The organism is Roseovarius sp. MMSF_3350 (assembly GCF_030733425.1).
Taxonomy (GTDB): Bacteria; Pseudomonadota; Alphaproteobacteria; order Rhodobacterales; family Rhodobacteraceae; genus Roseovarius.
Genome location: NZ_JASHIZ010000003.1, coordinates 26,425 through 42,080, shown reverse-complemented (window position 1 = coordinate 42,080; position 15,656 = coordinate 26,425). Strand labels below are relative to the sequence as shown.

16 protein-coding genes are annotated in these 15,656 nt (G+C 64.4%); 5 read left to right on the top strand and 11 right to left on the bottom strand.

Annotated features, from left to right (window positions below):
• Positions 1–26: 26 nt before the first annotated feature.
• From RBB31_RS04300 to RBB31_RS04285, 4 genes are read right to left on the bottom strand one after another with little or no spacing between them, the layout of a single operon-like run.
• Positions 27–740, bottom strand: coding sequence for an SDR family NAD(P)-dependent oxidoreductase (locus tag RBB31_RS04300; RefSeq protein WP_306128025.1), 714 nt, complete (start codon positions 738–740; stop codon positions 27–29).
• Positions 741–743: 3 nt separating this feature from the next.
• Positions 744–1,508: a citryl-CoA lyase gene (locus RBB31_RS04295; protein ID WP_306128024.1), complete on the bottom strand. Its 765-nt coding sequence runs from the start codon at positions 1,506–1,508 to the stop codon at positions 744–746.
• Between the two features lie 3 nt (positions 1,509–1,511).
• Positions 1,512–3,035 (bottom strand): class I adenylate-forming enzyme family protein, encoded by a 1,524-nt coding sequence (locus RBB31_RS04290; protein ID WP_306128023.1) that lies wholly within the window; start codon positions 3,033–3,035, stop codon positions 1,512–1,514.
• 15 nt (positions 3,036–3,050) lie between these two features.
• Positions 3,051–3,860 (bottom strand): IclR family transcriptional regulator, encoded by an 810-nt coding sequence (locus RBB31_RS04285; RefSeq protein WP_306128022.1) that lies wholly within the window; start codon positions 3,858–3,860, stop codon positions 3,051–3,053.
• Between the two features lie 347 nt (positions 3,861–4,207).
• Here RBB31_RS04285 and RBB31_RS04280 point away from each other — a divergent pair, with 347 nt between their 5' ends.
• From RBB31_RS04280 to RBB31_RS04270, 3 genes are read left to right on the top strand one after another with little or no spacing between them, the layout of a single operon-like run.
• Positions 4,208–4,645 (top strand): methanogen output domain 1-containing protein, encoded by a 438-nt coding sequence (locus tag RBB31_RS04280; protein WP_306128021.1) that lies wholly within the window; start codon positions 4,208–4,210, stop codon positions 4,643–4,645.
• A gap of 37 nt (positions 4,646–4,682) precedes the next feature.
• Entirely contained in the window at positions 4,683–5,807 is a 1,125-nt protein-coding gene (locus tag RBB31_RS04275) for an ATP-binding protein (RefSeq protein WP_306128020.1), read from the top strand.
• Positions 5,800–6,237: a response regulator gene (locus RBB31_RS04270; RefSeq protein ID WP_306128019.1), complete on the top strand. Its 438-nt coding sequence runs from the start codon at positions 5,800–5,802 to the stop codon at positions 6,235–6,237. Before RBB31_RS04275 ends, RBB31_RS04270 begins: the two co-directional genes overlap by 8 nt.
• Positions 6,238–6,431: 194 nt before the next feature.
• On the opposite strand, the gene RBB31_RS04265 is transcribed toward RBB31_RS04270, so the two are convergent.
• The 7 genes from RBB31_RS04265 to RBB31_RS04235 form a co-directional block, all read right to left on the bottom strand.
• The gene (locus RBB31_RS04265) at positions 6,432–7,457 is read right to left on the bottom strand and encodes an extracellular solute-binding protein (protein WP_306128018.1); all 1,026 of its coding nucleotides are present in this window, start codon (positions 7,455–7,457) and stop codon (positions 6,432–6,434) included.
• 31 nt (positions 7,458–7,488) lie between these two features.
• A complete protein-coding gene (locus RBB31_RS04260; RefSeq protein ID WP_306128017.1) occupies positions 7,489–8,295 on the bottom strand; it encodes an ABC transporter permease in 807 nt (268 codons plus the stop codon).
• Positions 8,288–9,184 (bottom strand): ABC transporter permease, encoded by an 897-nt coding sequence (locus RBB31_RS04255; RefSeq protein WP_306128016.1) that lies wholly within the window; start codon positions 9,182–9,184, stop codon positions 8,288–8,290. The genes RBB31_RS04260 and RBB31_RS04255 overlap by 8 nt, the downstream gene beginning before the upstream one ends.
• Position 9,185: 1 nt before the next feature.
• Positions 9,186–10,247, bottom strand: coding sequence for an ABC transporter ATP-binding protein (locus tag RBB31_RS04250; protein WP_306128015.1), 1,062 nt, complete (start codon positions 10,245–10,247; stop codon positions 9,186–9,188).
• A 62-nt stretch (positions 10,248–10,309) separates the two neighbouring features.
• Positions 10,310–11,755 carry an amidase gene (locus RBB31_RS04245; RefSeq protein ID WP_306128014.1) on the bottom strand — a complete coding sequence of 482 codons (1,446 nt, stop codon included), beginning with the start codon at positions 11,753–11,755 and terminating at the stop codon, positions 10,310–10,312.
• Positions 11,756–12,106: 351 nt separating this feature from the next.
• The gene (locus RBB31_RS04240) at positions 12,107–12,502 is read right to left on the bottom strand and encodes a metallopeptidase family protein (RefSeq protein WP_306128013.1); all 396 of its coding nucleotides are present in this window, start codon (positions 12,500–12,502) and stop codon (positions 12,107–12,109) included.
• Between the two features lie 39 nt (positions 12,503–12,541).
• The gene (locus RBB31_RS04235) at positions 12,542–13,456 is read right to left on the bottom strand and encodes an MBL fold metallo-hydrolase (RefSeq protein ID WP_306128012.1); all 915 of its coding nucleotides are present in this window, start codon (positions 13,454–13,456) and stop codon (positions 12,542–12,544) included.
• Positions 13,457–13,648: 192 nt separating this feature from the next.
• Between RBB31_RS04235 and gltX the strand changes: the two genes are divergently transcribed.
• Together gltX and RBB31_RS04225 are read left to right on the top strand one after the other, a co-directional pair.
• Positions 13,649–14,974 (top strand): glutamate--tRNA ligase, encoded by a 1,326-nt coding sequence (gene gltX / locus RBB31_RS04230; RefSeq protein WP_306128011.1) that lies wholly within the window; start codon positions 13,649–13,651, stop codon positions 14,972–14,974.
• Positions 14,975–15,063: 89 nt separating this feature from the next.
• Positions 15,064–15,432, top strand: coding sequence for a hypothetical protein (locus RBB31_RS04225; protein WP_306128010.1), 369 nt, complete (start codon positions 15,064–15,066; stop codon positions 15,430–15,432).
• Positions 15,433–15,656 lie beyond the last annotated feature (224 nt).

Below are 15,656 nucleotides of genomic sequence, written 5' to 3'. Positions count from 1 at the left end.
GTGTCTTTCCTTGGTCCGGATCGTCTTCAGACCGATCCGATCGTCATTCCTCCGCAGACGTAGAGGACCTGTCCGGTCACGAACCCCGCCCTTTCGGAACAGAAGAACGACACGGCGTCCGCCACGTCCTGAGGCGTTCCGGTGCGTTTCATGGGCACCGTCGCGATGATCTTTTCGGTGCGCGGGTCACCCGGCGGGTTTACCTTGTTGAAAAGTTCGGTGGCGATGGGGCCGGGGCCGAGCGCGTTGACGGTGATGCCGTGCCGACCGAGTTCCAGCGCCCAGGTCTTGGTCATGCCGTGCAGGCCGGCCTTGGTGGCCGCATAGGCGGTGCGCAACTCCTTGCCGAGAGCCACGCGACTGGAAATGTTGACGACACGGCCCAGTCGCGCCTCTTTCATCGCTGGCAGCGCGGCTTGCAGGCAGACAAGCGGCGCGCGCAGGTTGACCGCCGCGACCTTGTCTATGGAATAGGGGTCGGTCCCTTCCACGTCGGCGGGTTCGACGATGCCGGCATTGTTCACGAGCCGCGTCACGCGGCGGCCGTCGCAGAATTTTTCCAACGCGGTGCGCGTGGCCTCGACATCGGACAGGTCCAGTTCCAGCACCTCGTCGGCATGGTCATGCTCGGGCACGATGCGGTCGACCACGGCGACGCGCAGACCGTCGGCCTTGAGCCGCTCGGCGATGGCTGCGCCGATGCCGCGGGCGCCGCCGGTGACGATGGCGAAATCACTCATGGATCACTCCTCGAAGGGCATTGCCTTGTCGATCGTCTCCCATATGAAGCGCCCCGACGGTTTCTGTTGTTCTTCGGCGATATGCGCCACGAGGCCGGCGGCACGGGAGATGACGGCAAAGCCGCGCATCAGTTCCACCGGGATGTCCATGTCGCCCAGAAGGGCGGCGGTGGCGCCGGTGGCGTTGATGGTGATGTGGCGGTCGAATTCGGCATCGACGGCAGCCGACAGTGTTTTCAGCGCGGGCAGGTAGCGGGGGTTGTCGGATTCTTTCTCGCCGATCTCCAGCAGCTTGAGAGCGCGGGGGTCGTCGGGTTTGTGCAGGTGGTGGCCGAAGCCGGGCAGATGGGCCTTGCGGGCGCGGTGTTCGCGCACGATTTCGGTCGCGCGGGCGGCCTGGGCGTCGGCGTCCAGATCGACCAGCTCCGACAGCAGGCGGGCGTTGTTCTCGATCGTGCCTACGAACTGGCTGCCGACGGCCAGAAGTCCGGCCGCCACGGCGCCTTGCAAGTTTTCGGGCGCGGACATGTAGATCGACCGTGTGGTGATGGCGCTGGGCGTCAGCCCGTGTTCCATCATCACGATCAGGATCGCGTTCATCACGCGCTTCTGACTGGGGCTGACCGGGCGGTTCAGGATGTGTTGCATCATCACGGTGACGAAATCGCAGTCATCGGTCAGCAGCTCGTCCACGAGGTTGTGGTTGCGATAGAAGATCTCGGTGTCGGTATAGCGGCACAGCGATGTCGTGGGCGCTGGTTTGGACATGGGTCAGCCTTTCTGAAGTTCGTCGGCCCGCGCGGCGGCGTGCTCTTCGGAGAGTTGGTTCTTCTGAAGCTTGCCGATCGCGTTGCGCGGCAGGCTGTCACGGAAATTGACGGATTTGGGCGTCTGGACGGGACCGAGGCGCTCGCGGATGAATGCGATGATCTCGTCCGCCGTGACGGCCTTGGCATCGCGCACCTGAACGGCGGCGTGGACCGCCTCGCCCCATTTGTCGTCGGGCACGCCGTAGACGGCGCAGTCGATGATCTCGGGGTGTTCGCCCATGACGGTTTCCACATCCGCCGGGTAGACGTTGAAGCCGCCGGTGATGATCATCTCCTTGGCGCGGCCGCGGATGAACAGATAGCCGTCCGCGTCCTTCTGGCCCAGGTCGCCGGTGTGCAGCCAGCCGTCGACCAGCGTCCTGGCGGTGGCCTCGGGCTGGTCCCAGTATCCGGTCATCAGAAGGTCGCCGCGGATGACGATCTCGCCGGTTTCGCCCGCGGGCAGGACATTGCCCTTGTCGTCCATGATCTCGACCTGACTAAGCAGGGTCTCGCGGCCCACCGAGGCGCGCTTGGAGGGGTCCTTCAGCTCTTCGGCCGAGATCATGGTGGCGATCTGGGGTGCCTCGGTCTGACCGTAGGTGGAGGCGAGGCAGGGGCCGAAGATGTCCTGCGCACGGCCGATGGCGTCGGGGCGCATGGGGCCGGCGCCATAGATCAGGTTCTTGAGGTGGGCATAGTCGGCGTCGCGCACGCCGTCGAGCTCCATCAGCATGTACAGCACTGTGGGCGGCACGAAGGTGGTGGTGATCCGCGCGTTTTGCAGGAAGTCCAGGGTCTGTTCGGGGCGGGGCCGGTCCAGCAGGACAAGCGTGCCGCCGGTTGCCAGCGTCGGCAGGATATAGGTGGAGGTGCCGTGGGTGATGGGGGCAGCAGCGAGGTAGCGCTGGCCCTCGCCCAGAGACCAGGCGGCGACCTGGGTCGCGATGTTGGTGTTCCACGCGCGGTAGGGCTGCATCACGCCCTTGGGCAGGCCGGTGGTGCCGCCGGTAAACTTGATCGCCTGGGTGGCGGACAATGGCAGGTTGGCTTTGACAGGTGCCTGGCCCATGTTGGCGCGGATGAGGTCGCCGGTGGTACCGGGGCCGCCGGCGGGATCGGAAAACAGGAATGTGGTGTCCGCGCCGGTCAGCTTGTCGGCGGTATCGGTCTGAACGATGACGATGCTGGCGCGGGTGAAGCCGACCGCGCGCACCAGCTCGGCGCTGGCGTTCATCGGTTGCAACGGCACCCAGACCTTGCCCGCGGCCAGCACCGCCAGCCAGCAGGTCAGGTGGTCGATGGTGTTGTAGCAGCAGATGCCGACGCGACTTCCGAATTCGGGATCAAGCTCTTGCAGGCCGGTGGCGAGCGCCTGGACGCGGGCGTGCAGCTGGTCATACGTAAGTGCCTGGTCGCCATGTTCGACAGCGATTTGGTCGGGCCAGAGCCGGGCGGCGCGATGGAAGAAGTGAATGGGGTACATGCGTTCTTTTTTGCCTTAGGTGGTGAAACCCGACCGCACGATGGCGCGGGTCATGACCGATACGATTTCCTTGCGCCGCGCAGGCGCCATGCGGGATTTGAGGGCCGCCACCGAGATGGCCGCCCGAAGCTGGCCCGACGGGTCAAAGACGGCGACGCCGATGGCGCCGACCTCCGGGATGATGATGGAGGCGTTGATCAGCCAGCGGTGCTCGCGCCAGTGCCGGACCATGCGGCGGACATCGGCGGCGTTGAGCTCGCCATAGCGGCTGTAGACGTCGGCGTTGGCGGCGATGTGGCGGTCGCACTGGTCCTCGGGCAGGGCGGCGAGAAGAGCGGCGCTGCCCGCGCCGACGCCGAGGGGACGCCGCGCGCCGACCTGAAGCGTGTTGGCGCAGAGCGCGAAGGTATCCCCCGCCGCGTCGATGCAGAGCGCCTCGTCGCCGAATGGCACGGATAGAAAGGCGGTCTCGCCGGTCGCGGCGGCGATTTCGGCCAGGGCGGGCCGCAGCTCCATGCGCAGCGGATCGAACTGGCGCGGCGAGCCGGGGGCGCCGGCGAGGTCGAAGATCCCGATGCCGAGCGTGTAGATCTTGGAATAGGGATCGAAGCTGAGCAGGCCGCCGTCGACCAGCCCCTGCAGCAGCCGGCGGGCGGTCGCGGTCTTGAGGTTGGCCTTGCGGGCCACGGTCGAGAGGGTGATTCCGGTCGCGTTGCGGGCGGCCACGATCGGCAAAAGACGGATCGCCTTGGCCAGCGATGTCTCGGCCGTCCTGTCGCTTTGCCCCGCAGGCAGGGTGCCGGTGTCCGGGTCGCTATCGGTCAAACTGTCCTCCCTTGCGAAGCCGGGTCGCGGGCCGGCCTCTTGATGGGGAGCCTCGGGATGACGGCTTTGGAAGTCCACCCTTTTCTGACCAATATGTGATATTTTATTATCAACATACGATAATTGTGAGATTATTATCCTGTATTAAATGAATTTTATCAAAAAACTAAGTGATGGCATGAACTGCCATTTCCCGGCAATCGGAGGTTTGGCTTTCGTTAAGTCTTGCCGCTTAGAATCGGTTTTCGCAGCTGTTCCCAACTGGAGGAAAACGCATGGCGGCATTGTCTTTCCCGGACACCGAGGGAAAAATTTCCAGAGATCGCGATCAGTTTTTGCGTGAGCTGTTGCGCGAACTTGCAGACGTGCTGGAGGATCGCGTCGGCCTTGAAGAGGCCAAGGGGTTCCTCGCGCGGGTCGGGGCGCGGATCGGCGACAAAATGGATGCGGAATATCGCGGACTTCTCGATGTCGACAGGATGGACCTGGAGCAGGTGGCCGGCGCCCTGGTGGATCTCAAGGCGCGCATCAACGGCGGGTTCGAGATAGAAGAGATATCGGGTGACCGTATCGTGCTGGTGAACAGTGCCTGTCCGTTCGGGGATTACGTGCACGGACGGCAGGCGCTTTGCATGATGACATCCAGCGTTTTCGGGCGCCTCGCCGCGAACAACCTGGATTATGCCCGTATCGAAAAGACCGAAACGATCGCGCGCGGTGACTCGCGGTGCCGTATCGTCGTGCACCTGACAGAGGGCGAAATTGGCCGCGAGTATTTTGGTTAATCGGGTCGGACAGGAAGAGCTGGAACGCAGCGCCTTCATGGCGCTGCCGAAACATGCGATCCTGGTCGACCGATCGGCGCGTGTCTGCGCCAGCAATGCCATGGCGGCGCGTCTGGCCCGAGGTGTCACGGGATGCAGCGCCGTGCCGGACCAGTGGGGCCTTTCCGATGTCTTCGACATCTCGCCCGAAGCCGCGATAAAGGAGATAATCGTTGCCGCCTCTGGCGGGATATTGTTGTTTCCGCTGCGCGACCCGGCGCCGGGCAGCCCGTCGAGAATGCGGTTCCGCGTAAGCCCCGTCCGCAATGGCGGTGCCGCGCCTCGGCACTTCGTGCTTGTGTCGGAGCGGGGAGACGCGCTGGGTAAGACGTTTCGCGATCTCAACGCGGAGCTCGAACACGTCGATGCCGAGGCACGGCGTGAACGGGCGTACCGGCGGTCCCTGCAGCGGGCGAACGAGGCACTGAACGCGTCGAACGCCGAATTGAAATCCTTTGCCTACGCGGTGTCGCATGACCTGAAGTCGCCGGTACAGACGGTGGCGATGCTGCTGTCCGAAATGTCCGAATGCAACGAGGGCGATCTTGGCGATGACGTCACGGAACTGGTCGATATGAGCCGGGAGACCCTTTCGCGGATGTCCGTTCTGATCGAGGACCTGTTGCGTTACACGCAGTTGATAGGGACCTACATCAGGAAAGCGCCCTGCGATCTGAACGCGATTGTCGATGAGGTGATTGCGGATCTCAGAGCCGAGGTGAAAGGCGCGGGGGCCACGGTGCGGCGGGGCGATTTGCCGGTGGTTCTGGGCGACGCGGTCATGCTGCGCGTTCTGTTTCAGAACCTCGTTTCCAACGCGGTCAAGTTCCGCTGCCCCGACCGGCCCCCCGAAATAATGGTAGAATCCGGCGCGCGCGATCCGGACGGACGCGCCCGGATCGAGGTGCGCGACAATGGGATCGGAATAGCGCCCGAGTATCGCGACCGCATCTTCGAGTTGTTCAACCGGTTGCATCGGCATGAGGATATTCCGGGGAGCGGACTTGGCCTGACGATGTGCCGGCGGATCGTCCACAATTTGAAAGGTGGGCTGGAGGTCGGCGAGAACCCCGGTGGCGGCTCCGTGTTCACCGTGTCGCTAAGAATGCCCGAACATGAGTGAACTACAGGACAAACCGCTGGCGCCGATCGAAACCGTGCTTCTGGTTGACGACGATACGTTCTTTCACGTCGCGTGCAGGCGGCTGATGCAGCGGTCGGGCCTGGTGAAGACCCTGATCGCCTTTCCGATGGCCGAAGACGCGCTGGAATTCCTGGCCCGAGAGGACAGGCCCCGGATCGACGTCCTTTTCCTTGACATAAACATGCCGAAGATGAACGGCTTCGAGTTTCTTGAGGAAGCGACCGCACGTTTCGGCAAGGACTTTTGCAGCATGATCGTCGTGATGCTGACCTCATCGCTCGACCCGGGGGACATCGAGCGGGCGAACGCGAGTTGTGCGGTGGACGAGTTCGTCAACAAGCCGCTGTTGCAGGCGCAGATCGAGTCCATTGCCGCGAAACTGAAATCCGACCCGCGAACGATCGGCTGATGCCGGCCCTCCGACCGACGCGGGCCCGATGCAAGGTCGCAGACCCCAAGGACAGGCGGCAGGCGTCCGGGTTAAGGGAAGCGGGATAACATTGGGCGGGGTGGCGGGGAGGTCCCGGGTCTAGCCCGGGAGGGGCGATCAGACGGAAAAACGGAGGCCCGAAGGCCCCCGTTTCCCGTCCCTCGTCGACTGGCTTATTTCTGCAGTTCGGTCCAGATCGCGGTGTAGAATTCCTGCGCCTCGGCGGGGCAGGCGGTGGTGAACTGACCCGCTTCCTTCAGCTCTTCGGGCACGACGATTTCCGGCGCGGTCTTCATGTCCTCGGGCATGAACTCCTCGGAGCCGTCGATGCCGTTGGCGTAGCGGGCGAAGGACGACAGCATGGCCGCGTTTTCCGGCTCCATGATGAAGTTCAGGAAGAGCTTGGCGTTCTCGACGTTCTGCGCGTCCGCCAGGATCGCGGCGCTGTCCATCCAGACCGGGTAGCCCTCTTTGGGGTAGCCATAGGCCACGTCCTCGTTGTTGTTGCGGGCGCGGAAGGTCGAGCCGTTCCAGTTCACGGAGGCCATGACGTCGCCGTTCGAGAGCTTCTCGGTCATGCCGTAATCCATGCTCATCCACTTGGGCTTGGCCTCGATCAGCACGTCGCGGGCCTTTTTCAGCATTTCCTTGTCGGTGGTGCAGGGCTCGCCACCGACGTAGAACAGCGTGAGGTTCATCACGTCCTGCATTTCCGGCACGACGTTGACCTTGCCCACCAGTTCCTCGGGCGGGTCGAGGAAGATGGCGGAGGTGTTGATGTCGCCATCATAGGCGGACGTATTCACGGCAACGCCGGTCGTGCCCCATTGCCACGGCACGGAATACTCGCGATTCGGGTCCCATTCGACGTTCTTCCACTGGTCCGAGATGTTGTCGTAGTTTTCCATCTCGGGGATGCCGGCCTTCATCAGGAGGCCCTTGTCGATATAGACACCCATGTAGCTGTGGGTGGGCACGACGATGTCGAAGCCGTGGCCGCCGGCCTCGATCTTGGCCAGCGCGGTGGTGTTGCTATCATAGTCGGTGATCGTGACGTCGATGTCGTGTTCCTGTTCGAACTTCTCGATCATCTCGGGGCTGGTGTAGTTGCCCCAGTTGTAGATATTGAGCGACCCTTCGGCATGGGCCGCCCCGGCCAGCGCGATGACCGCGACTGAGGTGGTCAGGTATGTTTTCATCGTCTTTCTCCCTGTTGAGGTTGTGCGCGGGTTAGTCCCGCTTTCGGTTCAGTATAAAGAAGGCCGTGAGCAAAAGCACGGTCAGCGCGAGGAGCGCTGTGGAGATCGCGTTGACCTCGGGCGTGACGGCGCGGCGCAGCTGGCCCAGCATGTAGGTGGGCAGGGTATCCTGCCCGGCGGATTTGACGAACTCGGTGATGATGACGTCGTCGAGAGAGATGACGAAGGCCAGCATCGCACCGGCGGCGATGCCGGGCATCATCAGCGGCAGGGTCACGTGGCGGAAGGTCTGCCAGGGGCGCGCGTAGAGGTCGGCTGCGGCGGTTTCGAGTGCGAGGTCCATGCCCTCGAGCCGGGCGCGGATGGGAAGGTAGGCGAAGGGCACGCAGAAGGCCGAATGCGCGAGGATCAGGTAGGCAAGGCCGGTGTAGCCGGTGGCGACCTTGATCGAGGCGAAGAAGATCAGGAGGGCCACGGCGGTCACGATCTCGGGCACCATCAGGGGCTGGTTGATCATCACATAGATCAGCGTCTGCCCCTTGAAGCGGCCGCGACGGGTGGTGCCGAGCGCGGCCATGGTGGCGACGGTGGTGGAGATGAACGCCGCCGAGACGGCGATGACCAGCGAGCGAACGGTCGCCTGTTGGACTTGCGTGTTGTCCCAGGCCTCGACGTACCAGCGGATGGAAAAGCCGCCCCAGAGCGCCACGGATTCGGAATCGTTGAAAGAGTAGATCACCATGGTGACGATCGGCGCGTAGAGCAGCACGAAGGTCGTGAGCGCGATGGCTGTAAAGCCGGGCAGCGTGGTGACGGAGAAGCTTTTGTTCCTAGCCATTGGTCTGGTCCCGTGAGGTGACGCGGACATAGGCCAGCAGGGCGACCAGCACGATCATGAGCAAGAGCAGCGACAGGGCAGCGCCGAGGGGCCAGTTGCGGCCTTGGCCGAACTGAAGCTCGATGAAGTTGCCGACCATCATGTTCTTGCCGCCGCCGAGGATGCGGGGGGTGACGTAGGCGCCCAGCGAGGGCACGAAGACGAGGATCGAACCCGCGACGATGCCCGGTTTGACGATGGGCAGGATCACCCGGCGCAGCACTTTCATACGGGTGGCGTAGAGGTCGTAACCCGCCTCGACGAGGCGGAAATCGAACCGGTCGATGGCGGCGTAAAGCGGCAGCACCATCAGGGGCAGGTAGACATAGGCCATGCCGATCAGCACGGCGGTGTCGGTGTAGAGGATCTGCAAGGGCTGGTCGATGATGCCGAAGCTGAGCAGGAAGGAGTTGAGCAGGCCCTGGTTGCGAACCACTTCCATTATAGCGAAGGTGCGGATCAGCAGGTTGGTCCAGAACGGAATTGTGATCAAAAACAGCCAGAAGCCGCGCTTGTTGGGCGGGCGCGTGGCGATGAACCACGCGGTGGGAAAGCCGATGGCGAAGGCGATGAGCGTGGTCAGGACCGACAGTTTCACCGAGCGCCAGAAGATCGTCAGGTGTGCATCGGCGAAGGTGACGGTATCGTCGAAGATGTCGCGCTCGAAAAAGACGCGGAACCATGCCTCGGTCGTGAACTCCCAGACCACGCCGGAATATTCGCCCGGTTCGAGAAAGGCGTAAACCACTACGATCAGCAGCGGGCCGGCGGCCCCGAGCGCCAGCAGGATCAGCGCCGGGATCGAGAGGATCCAGCCGGTGCGTCCGCTGCCATGGGTGGTGCCCGCCATGCTAGTCCTCCAGCACCCGGACGGCGCCGGGGACGAAATCGAAAGAGACCTGCTGGCCTTCGTGAAGGCCGGTGTCACCCGAGGGCGGGCTTTGCATCCGGGCGACCACCTCGGTGTCGTCGGACATGCGCAGGTGGCAATGGGTGTCGGTGCCGAAATAGACGGTTTCGGCCACACGGGCCGAGAGCGCGCCGTCACCGATGCGGACCTGTTCGGGGCGCACGGCGAGGCTGACTTTGCTACCTTGCGCGGCGGCGTCGAGGTTGTCCACGGCGATGACGTCGCCGGTGGGCAGGCGTACGCCGCCCGTCTCGACCGTGCCGGTCAGGACGTTGGTTTCGCCGATGAAATCGGCGACGAAGCGGTTGACCGGCTTGTTGTAGATCTCGCGCGGGCCGCCGATCTGCAAGATCGAGCCGTCGCGCATGACGCCGATGCGGTCGGACATGGTCAGCGCCTCTTCCTGGTCGTGGGTGACGAAGACGAAGGTGATGCCGGTCTCGCTTTGCAGGCGCTTGAGTTCCAGCTGCATTTCCTTGCGCAGCTTGAGGTCCAGCGCCGAGAGCGGCTCGTCGAGGAGCAAAACCTCGGGCTCGGGGGCGAGCGCGCGGGCCAGCGCCACGCGCTGTTGCTGGCCGCCCGAGAGTTGCTGGGGTCTGCGCTCGGAGAAGGCTTCGAGTTTGACCAGCGCGAGCATCTCGGCCACGCGGGCGTCGACCTGTGCCTTGGGCGTGCCCTGCATGGCCAGGCCGAAGCCGATATTGTCAGCCACGCTGAGATGCGGAAAGAGCGCGTAGCTTTGGAAGACGGTGTTCACGGGGCGGTCGTAGGGCGCCATGGTGCTTATGTCGCGCGCGCCCAGCAGGATCATGCCCGATGTGGGCGATTCGAAGCCGGCGATGAGGCGCAAAAGGGTGGTCTTGCCACAGCCCGAGGGGCCCAGGAGGGTGAAGAATTCGCCCTTGTTGATCACCAGGGACACATCGTTCAGGGCGCGGACCTTTTTGTCGCCGGCACCGTATTCCTTGCGGGCCGATCGGGCCTCGACCGCGGCTTCGGTCATGCAAAGTCCCCCATGTTCATGGGGTCAGTGTTTCCTGACACGACCGCGATATTCAAGTGTTTTCAGGTATCGACGCCAGGCAGGGACGGAATTTGATCAAACCATGGGCGGGCGCGTTCGACCTCGGCGCAGAGCGACATGAGCGCCGTGTCGGCACCAAAGCGGCCGGCGAGATGGATGCCGATGGGCAACCCGTCGGCGCCCCGGCAGAGCGGCAGGGACACGGCGGGCTGGCCGGTGGCGTTGAAGGCGGCGGTGTAGGGGGAATAAGCGAAGATGCCGTTTTCGCCCATGCGGTAGGCCACGTAATCCTCGGTGTCGTGGGCGAAGCGGCCGATGGCGGCGGGTGGCTCGGCCATGGTGGGGGTCAGCAGGATGTCGTGATCCTCGAAGAACGCGGCCATCTGGCGACCGTAGGCGTGCACGGTCTCCACGGCGTCGAGGTAATCGGTGCCGCTGACAGTCCTGGCGTATTCCACCGCGCCGCGGGCGACGCCTTCGATGTCGCCCTGTCGCAGGTCGCGTCCCTGTTTGGCCAGCGCGCGGCGCACCCAGGAGGCGGTGCCGCAGGCGACGATTTTGGTCCAGGCGTGCATCATCCCTGCGGTGTCGGCGGTGGGGCGGGCTTGCGTTACGTGGTGGCCCATGTCGTGCAAAAGCGCTGCGGCGTCCTGCACGGCGGCCTGGCATTCGGGGTGGATCGCCTCGCCGGTGAGGGTGGTGTCGCATAGCGCGATGCGCAGGGGCGTGTTGGGGCGGTCGAGCGATTCCATGAAGGTGCAGGGCATAGCCGGCGCGACATAGGGCGCGCCGAGGTCGGGGCCGCAGACGATATCGAGCAAGAGCGCCGTGTCGCGGACCGAGCGGGTGAGAAAGCCCTCGATCGCCATGCCGGCCCAGCCTTCGCCGGCGTAGGGGCCATCGGGGACCATGGCGCGTGTGGGCTTGAACCCGACGAGGCCGCAATTGGACGCGGGGATGCGGATCGAGCCGCCGCCGTCGCTGCCATGGGCACCGGGGACGATGCCGGCGGCCACAGCCGCGCCCGAGCCGCCGGACGAGCCGCCGGGCGTCCGGGAAGTGTCCCAGGGATTGCGGGTGGGGCCGCCATAGACCGCCGCCTCGGTCGCCGCGCCCACGCCGCCCTCGGGCGCGGCGGTGCGGCCGAAGGTGACGAGGCCCGACGATTCCAGGCGGTCGTAGATGGTGGAATTCATCTTGTAGCTGGTGTTGGCCAGCAGATGCGAGCCGAGCGAGGCGGGAAAGCGGGTCGATTCCGCGCCCATGTCCTTGAGCAGGAAGGGCACGCCGGTGAGCGGGCCCTTGGGCAGGCCGTCGGCGATCATGCGGCGGGCGGTGTCGGAATAGTCGTGCACCACGGCGTTGAGCGCGGGGTTCACGGCATGCATCCGGGCCAGCGCGGTGTCGAGGAGGTCGTCTGGCGTGGCCTCGCCCCTGGCGACGAGGCCGGCGAGGGAGGTCATGTCGTGGGCGCGGTAATCATCCATGGGGCCAGAATGCACGGGGGGCGCGGGGGTGCAACGGGAATATGAGGGTGCCGCGCGATGGCCAGACCGCGGGCTGGCGAACGGACGGGACTTCAATGCGCTTTATGGCTGCCGCGTCCTGAAAACCTCGAATCGAAGCTCTCACGGAGGCCAATCGCCAGCCCGTCGCACCAAAGGTGCGCCGCCTATAATCGGCACGCCTTCGGCGTGACGGGCGGTCTGGCGATCGCGCGGCGGCGCAGCTGGTTGCGCCTTTGTTCCGCGCGTGTCTTCGTGGCGTAACGTCATCGCGGACCTGATCAGGGATCTCTTGCGGCGGAAGGTCCCGGGTCAGGCCCGGAACGGGGTTTGTTATTCCCACCAGCGGTCGATGCTGGCGATGTCGTCGTCGGACCAGCCGAAGTGGTGGGCGAATTCGTGCACTGTTACGTGGGCGACCAAATCGGCCAGGTCCACGTTGCCCCGGTCGCGCCATTCCGCCAGGATGGGTTCGCGGAACAGCCAGACGATATCGGGGCCGGTGGGCTGGTCGAAGACCGACTTTTCGGTCATCGGGATGCCGTCATAGAGCCCGGTCAGCTCGGCCGGGTCGGTCATGCTTAGGCTGTCGAGCATCTCTTGATCCGGCCAGTCGGCGACGTGGATCGCGACGGCCCGCGCGGCCTCGGCAAACGCGTCGGGAAAGCCCGCCACGGTGCGGCGGGCCACGTCTTCCATCCAGTCGAGAGAGGTGTCGGGCGCGGACATGGACGTGATCTAGGCCGCGCGCCCGGGGTGCGCAAGCGCTCAGAGGCGCAGTTGGTAGGACGAGGGCACGTAGGCGTAGCCGCTGTCCGATTTCTCGACGAAGCCGGTGGCGGGCCAGGGCATGTGATAGCCGACGAAGGGCATCTTCTCGGTGGCCAGCATGTCGAGGATCGTCTTGCGGGTCTGGGCGGCCGCTTCCTTGTCCATGTCGAACTTCACCTCCCAGTCGGGATGGGCCAGCGACCAGACATAGTGGTTGGCGAAATCGGCGGCGATCATCAGGCTTTCGCCCTCGCTTTCGATCAGGTGCACCATGTGGCCGGGCGTGTGGCCGAAGGCGGACATCGCCGTATGGCCGGAAAAGCCCGAGCCGCCATCTTCGATCATGGTGAATTGCTCGGCCAGGGGGCGGACCTTGGCCTCGAAATTTTCGTCGCCGGCCGCGGCCCAGTGGTCGAACTCGGCCGATCCGGTGACATAGGACGCGTTGGGGAATGTGGGCGTGTCGCCGTCCATCAGGCCGCCGATATGGTCGCCGTGCATGTGGGTGATCACGACGGTGTCGATCATGTCGGAGGAATAGCCCGCGGCCTCGAGCGCGTCCGTAAGCCCCTCGGCGTTCAGGCCGGTGTCGAAGAGAACCAGCTCGGAGCCGGTGTTGACCACGGTGGGGGTGAAAAAGAACTGCGCTTGGTCGGTCGGGATCATCGCGGCCTCGGAGACGGCGTTGAACTCGTCTTCCTCGACATTGAGGCCGAAGATGGTGTGCGGATCGGGGCGCGTGGCCTCGCCCGCCAGGAGTGTCGTGACCTCGAACCCGCCCAGGGTGAAGCGGCGGAAGGGCGGTGTGGCGGCGCCCAGCATCGGCGCCGTGGCCCATGTGGGCAGCGCGGGGGCGGCGGAGAGGGCGGTGGCCGAGGCGAGAAACCCGCGGCGGGAAAAGCGTGTGGACATGTCGGACCTCCTGTTTATGTCGAGCGAGAGGATAGGACGGGGCGTGGAAAAGTCGCGCATATGTCCCGAGCATGTCACGGGAAAGTGAGGCCGAGCTACACCCCGGCAGGCGGACAGGGTCGCGTGCTGCGCCCGTGATACTGGACAAGCGACCCCCCTTATGACATTTGGCGCGGCAACAGGAGACACCCCATGACAACCACCCGTTTCGCGCCGTCCCCCACCGGGTACATCCATATCGGCAACCTGCGCACCGCGCTGATGAACTTCCTGATTGCCCGCAAGAGCGGCGGGACGTTCATCCTGCGCATCGACGACACCGATCCCGAGCGGTCGAAGCAGGAATACGTGGATGCGATCAAGCAAGACCTGGAGTGGCTGGGCCTGACCTGGGACCGCGTCGAGCGGCAGTCGGAGCGGCTGGACCGCTATGCCGAGGCAGCGGAGAAGCTGCGTGGGATGGGCCGGTTCTACGAGGCGTTCGAGACGCCCACGGAACTGGACCTCAAGCGCAAGAAGCAGCTGAACATGGGGCGGCCGCCGGTGTATGACCGGGCTGCCCTGGGGTTGTCCGACGAGCAGAAGGACGCGTTGCGTGCAGAGCGCGGGGATGGCGTCTGGCGGTTCAAGCTGGATCACGAGCGGATCGAGTGGAATGACGGGATCCTGGGCGACATCTCGATTGATGCGGCGAGTGTCAGCGACCCGGTGCTGATCCGCGGAGACGGGCAGGTGCTGTATACGCTGGCCTCGGTCGTGGACGATACCGAGATGGGCGTGACCCATGTGGTGCGCGGGTCCGATCACGTGACCAATACCGCGACGCAGATCCAGATCATCGAGGCGCTGGGCGGCACCGTGCCCCAGTTTGCGCATCATTCGCTACTGACCGGGCCGCAGGGGGAATCGCTGTCGAAACGGCTGGGCACGCTTTCTTTGCGCGATTTGCGGGCGCAGGGGGTGGAGCCGATGGCGCTGTTGTCGCTGATGGCACGGCTGGGCTCGGCCGATCCCGTGGAATTGCGGACGGACATGGCGGAGCTGATCGAGGGGTTCGATATCTCGCGCTTCGGTTCTGCGCCGACGAAGTTCGATGCGAATGACCTCTTTCCGCTGACGGCGCGGGTGCTGCAGGGGCGCGATTTTACGGATGTGAAGGCGCATATCGTGGCGCTTGGCGTGCCGGAGGATCAAGCCGAGCGGTTCTGGAGCGTGACGCGAGAGAACATCACGACGCTGCACGATCTGGAGCCGTGGTGGGTGATGTTCCGCGACGGGGCGGAGCCGGTGATCGACGACGAGGACCGGGAGTTCGTGGCCCAAGCGCTGGCGCTGCTGCCCGAGGGGCCGCATGATGGCGACACCTGGGGGCAGTGGACGAACACGGTCAAGGAGCAGACGGGCCGCAAGGGCAAGGGCCTGTTCATGCCGCTGCGCAAGGCGCTGACCGGGCAGAACCACGGGCCGGACATGAGCCAGGTGCTGCCACTGTTGCAGGTGATCAAGGCGAAGGGCTGAACACGAGCGTTGCTTGCCTGTCCCTGAAGTCTGCCGAAAGCTTTCAGGGACGGTACTTTGCGGCGCCGGTAAATCCTGCCACGAACTCCATGAGTGTCGCCGCAAGGGGACCGAAGCACCAAACTGTGCTATATCTGGATTTCGCGGAGGATGATCAAATGAGCTTTGTTTCGATCACGACGTGGCGAATGGTCGTCGAGACCGAGAATCTCGAGCACGTGAAAGACCTGATGGTGCGGAAATACTTTCCGGGACTGTTGGCCCTGGGTGCAGAGCGTTCGATGCTGGTCGATACCGAACTGGACCGTTTTGCCATTGTAACAGTCTACCCAAGCCGGACGGTGCGCGATGAAGCCTTCTCCCGCATATCGGCACTTCGAGGCGAAGGCGCTGAAGAGTTCGGTGCCGAGTTGATGGATGCGTATGCCGGAGAGATGGTGGCCTCTTCCGAAGCTTGAAGGGGAATGGTCAGCTCGCCGCATAGCAGGCCCTGAAGCATTTCAGGCCGAACGACCGCATTGTGCCGTTGGCGATGTGGCTGATCCAGGGCCGCGTATCGCGGGGACGTCCCCACGGGGCGGCAACTTGGCTGCGCCGGGCGCAGACCGGCCCCTGATCGGTGCTTCTTTGCCGATGGCTTGCGCATTTCAGCAACACATCGAAGATGTGATGACCTAGGTGA

Coding starts and splice junctions, on each gene's coding strand:
- RBB31_RS04275 (WP_306128020.1), top strand. CDS start 4,683: ATGGCGCTGCCGAAACATGCGATCCTGGTCGACCGATCGGCGCGTGTC.
- RBB31_RS04245 (WP_306128014.1), bottom strand. CDS start 11,755: ATGGATGATTACCGCGCCCACGACATGACCTCCCTCGCCGGCCTCGTC.
- RBB31_RS04255 (WP_306128016.1), bottom strand. CDS start 9,184: ATGGCGGGCACCACCCATGGCAGCGGACGCACCGGCTGGATCCTCTCG.
- RBB31_RS04300 (WP_306128025.1), bottom strand. CDS start 740: ATGAGTGATTTCGCCATCGTCACCGGCGGCGCCCGCGGCATCGGCGCA.
- RBB31_RS04260 (WP_306128017.1), bottom strand. CDS start 8,295: ATGGCTAGGAACAAAAGCTTCTCCGTCACCACGCTGCCCGGCTTTACA.
- RBB31_RS04250 (WP_306128015.1), bottom strand. CDS start 10,247: ATGACCGAAGCCGCGGTCGAGGCCCGATCGGCCCGCAAGGAATACGGT.
- RBB31_RS04235 (WP_306128012.1), bottom strand. CDS start 13,456: ATGTCCACACGCTTTTCCCGCCGCGGGTTTCTCGCCTCGGCCACCGCC.
- RBB31_RS04240 (WP_306128013.1), bottom strand. CDS start 12,502: ATGTCCGCGCCCGACACCTCTCTCGACTGGATGGAAGACGTGGCCCGC.
- RBB31_RS04295 (WP_306128024.1), bottom strand. CDS start 1,508: ATGTCCAAACCAGCGCCCACGACATCGCTGTGCCGCTATACCGACACC.
- gltX (WP_306128011.1), top strand. CDS start 13,649: ATGACAACCACCCGTTTCGCGCCGTCCCCCACCGGGTACATCCATATC.
- RBB31_RS04290 (WP_306128023.1), bottom strand. CDS start 3,035: ATGTACCCCATTCACTTCTTCCATCGCGCCGCCCGGCTCTGGCCCGAC.
- RBB31_RS04270 (WP_306128019.1), top strand. CDS start 5,800: ATGAGTGAACTACAGGACAAACCGCTGGCGCCGATCGAAACCGTGCTT.
- RBB31_RS04225 (WP_306128010.1), top strand. CDS start 15,064: ATGAGTGTCGCCGCAAGGGGACCGAAGCACCAAACTGTGCTATATCTG.
- RBB31_RS04265 (WP_306128018.1), bottom strand. CDS start 7,457: ATGAAAACATACCTGACCACCTCAGTCGCGGTCATCGCGCTGGCCGGG.